At 69.8% G+C, this 2516-nt stretch carries 2 protein-coding genes and 1 pseudogene; all 3 read left to right on the plus strand.

Annotated elements, in window-relative coordinates; genetic code table 11:
* Window positions 1-152 precede the first annotated feature (152 nt).
* Window positions 153-1481 (plus strand): IS256 family transposase, encoded by a 1329-nt coding sequence (locus MJ785_RS21780; protein ID WP_370653032.1) that lies wholly within the window; start codon window positions 153-155, stop codon window positions 1479-1481.
* Window positions 1482-1488: 7 nt separating this feature from the next.
* Window positions 1489-1764: a hypothetical protein gene (locus tag MJ785_RS21785; RefSeq protein ID WP_239382735.1), complete on the plus strand. Its 276-nt coding sequence runs from the start codon at window positions 1489-1491 to the stop codon at window positions 1762-1764.
* A gap of 307 nt (window positions 1765-2071) precedes the next feature.
* Window positions 2072-2516: pseudogene (locus MJ785_RS21790) on the plus strand (transposase); the annotation flags it as partial.

Consider the following 2516-nt stretch of genomic DNA (forward strand, 5'->3'; position numbering starts at 1 on the left):
TCAGAAACTTTGTGTAAGGGAGTTGATGCCTAGAGTCATGCTGTAGGGGTGTAGAGCCCCTTGAGCGGAGGAGGACCGAAATGACGACACTAGACGGACAGGGCGCTCGGGTCGAGGACCCTCTGGAGGCACCACTGCCGGGCGGGGCGCTGGTGCCGGCGCCGCGGGCCGGGGGGCTCGCACTGCCCGACGGGGTGGCCGACGAGCTGGTCGGCGCGCTGCTCGCGCAGACGGCGGCGGGCGGCGAGGTGAAGCTGACCGGGCAGGGCGGGCTGTTGTCCGGGCTGATCAAGCAGGTGCTCGAGCGGGGGCTGGCGGCCGAGCTGGACGCGCATCTGGGCTACGCGAAGGGCGAGGCGGCGGGGGCGGGCAACGCGCGTAACGGCACGTCGCGCAAGACGGTGCTGACCGAGGTCGGACCGGTCCAGCTCGACGTGCCACGCGACCGGGCCGGGACGTTCGAGCCGCGGCTGATCCCGAAGGGCGACCGGCGGGTCGGGGGCCTGTCGGACACGGTGATCTCGCTGTACGCCGGCGGGATGACGGTCCGCGACGTCTGCCACCATCTGGCCCGCACGGTCGGGGTAGAGGTGTCGCACGACACGATCTCGCGGATCACCGACGAGGTGCTCGAGGACGTGAAGGCCTGGCAGCACCGGCCCCTGGACGAGGTGTATCCGGTCGTCTACGTCGATGCGCTGGTCGCGAAGGTCCGCGACGGGGGGTCGGTGCGTACCAAGGCGGTGCACCTGGCGGTCGGGGTCGACCTGGACGGGGTCAAGCACGTGCTGGGGATCTGGGTCGAGCAGAACGAGGGCGCCCGGCACTGGGCCGCGGTGATGGCCGAGCTGCGTAACCGCGGGGTGCGCGACATCCTGATCGTGTGTTGTGACGGGCTGACCGGGCTACCCGAGGCGATCGGCACCGTCTACGGTCGCACGACGGTGCAGACCTGCACGGTCCATCTGATCCGCTCGGCGCTGCGGTATGCCTCCTACACGGACCGCAAGAAGCTCGCGGCCGCGCTGCGGCCTATCTACACCGCGCCGTGCCTGGACGCGGCCGAGCAGGCACTGTTGGAGTTCTCCGAGTCCGAGCTCGGCAAGAAGCATCCGGCGGCGGTGGCGGTCTGGGAACGGGCCTGGGAGCAGTTCGTCCCGTTTCTGGAGTTCACCCCTAACCTGCGAAGAATCATCTACACGACGAATGCGATCGAAAGCTTCAACTACCAGCTGCGGAAAATCATCAAGAATCGGGGGCATTTCCCGTCGAACGACGCGGTCGTGAAGCTGCTGTGGCTGGCGATCGTCGATATCGAGGACAAACGTGCCCGTGCCCGTGCGAAGGAGGCCGGCAAACCACGGACCGGCCGCACCGCCCCGGGGAAACTCATCGAGGGACACGCCGCGCAGGGCTGGAAACCGGCGCTCGCCGAGCTCGCGACCGCCTACCCTGGCCGGATCCCCGACCTGGCCCTGTGAAGCGGGCATGATCCCGGCCATGGACCCCGCCGAGACGGCCTTCCTGCCCGACGACCCGGCCGCGGCCGTGCTCACTGACACCGTCGCACTGCGCCGCGACGACGCCGAGGACCTCGTCGATCTGCTCCACCAGGCCGGGGCCCTGCTCGTCCGCCTCGCTGGTGATCTCGCCGCGCAGGCCGCTTACCGTGAGCTGTCCGGCCCCGCCGGCCCCGGTCTCGAGGCCTTCGCGTTCGATCTGCTCGTCGCTGCGGCCGATCTCATCCCGCAGGAGGAGCTGTAAGGACCACGCCGAGCCATGGAAAACCCGGCGCGCCACCTCCCATCAGCACATCGACAGCGATACTGTGAACCACACCGCCACGGCAGCGGCCCGGCAGAGAGCCGGATCGGTGAGCACGAGGGCCGGAACATCCCACAACTGAAGAACCGCCGCCTGCGCGGGTCTCTGTCCGAAAACGTCGGAACCCGTCGGTGCGAGGCACGGACCAGGCTAAAACGGTGAGCATCACGACCGGGCCGGTGAAAGGCGCGGACCGGTAACTACCGGAACGCGGGAAGGCCCCGTACACAAAAAATCTGACAGGCTCGCGCCGGTCGCGCACGCCGACGAGACCACCGCCCGCGCCGACGGCGCCCTGCGCTACCTGCACGTGGCGTGCACCGACCACCTCACCGTGATGCACGTCGGCGGCCGTTCCGCCGCGGCGATCGACGCCGGACAGGTCTGGCCGTCGTTCACCGGGGTCCTGGTACGCGACGGGTACGCCGGCTACGCCCATCTGACCACCGCGGTGCACGCCTGGTGCGGCGCTCACCTGCTCAGAGATCTTCGGTCGGTCCACGACGGCGACCCGGACGGGCAGCTGTGGGCTGAGGCGATGGCGAACACCCTGCTCGAGGCCCACGCCGCCGCTCACGATGCCCGGGCGGCCGGGCAGGACGCGCTGGCCCCCGACGTGCTGGCCCGGGTGCGCAACCACTACCTCGGCGCGCTCGTCCGGGCCGACACCGACAACCACGGCGCACGGAGCC

It is taken from the genome of Protofrankia sp. CiT1, assembly GCF_917627335.1.
Taxonomy (GTDB): domain Bacteria; phylum Actinomycetota; class Actinomycetes; order Frankiales; family Frankiaceae; genus Protofrankia.